We start from the raw sequence: 546 nt of genomic DNA on the forward strand, positions 1-546 counted from the left end.
AGCTTAGAGCTTAGAGCTTATAGCTTACGGCTTACAGCTCTATGAGATGTTTATTCAGTTCCGCTTTTTCTTCATCCGTTATGGCAGCAGACTTATTAGTCACATAATCAAATTTCACCATAATGCATTCACCAAAGGCGACACACTGATCTGCTTGGAATACTTGTTGGAAAACGGTAAATGAAGAATTCCCGACTTTTTTTATGCTAGTTCGTATTTCTACTTGTGCTTGATATTGAATTTGAGCGCTATAGTTAACTTCTATTTTGGCTATGATTAAATTCCAACTGTTTAAATCTAAGCTGGCATTAAAGATACGGAAAACAGGGTCTCTAGCTGATTCAAACCAAACTGGGATCACAGTATTGTTTATATGACCAAGGGCGTCAGTTTCTGAAAATCTAGGTTGTTGCTTCATAGTAAACATATAATCTGCCTAATAGAGAGTTGAGAGTAAACGAATAAGAGGGTGAGGACTTAATGAATTACAAATTAGTTGTGGTGCACCTGAATAAAGGCACACCATCCTTACAGCTTACAGCTTAC

The 546-nt window shown here is 37.2% G+C and carries 1 protein-coding gene; it reads right to left on the reverse strand.

The window, feature by feature from the left end:
* Positions 1-31 precede the first annotated feature (31 nt).
* Complete coding sequence (locus KO505_RS06180) at positions 32-427, reverse strand: thioesterase family protein (RefSeq protein WP_216054584.1); 396 nt, start codon at positions 425-427, stop codon at positions 32-34.
* Between the last annotated feature and the right edge of the window lie 119 nt (positions 428-546).

It is taken from the genome of Psychrosphaera sp. F3M07 (assembly GCF_018860345.1).
GTDB lineage: Bacteria > Pseudomonadota > Gammaproteobacteria > Enterobacterales > Alteromonadaceae > Psychrosphaera > Psychrosphaera aquimarina.

Coding starts and splice junctions, on each gene's coding strand:
- KO505_RS06180 (WP_216054584.1), bottom strand. CDS start 427: ATGTTTACTATGAAGCAACAACCTAGATTTTCAGAAACTGACGCCCTT.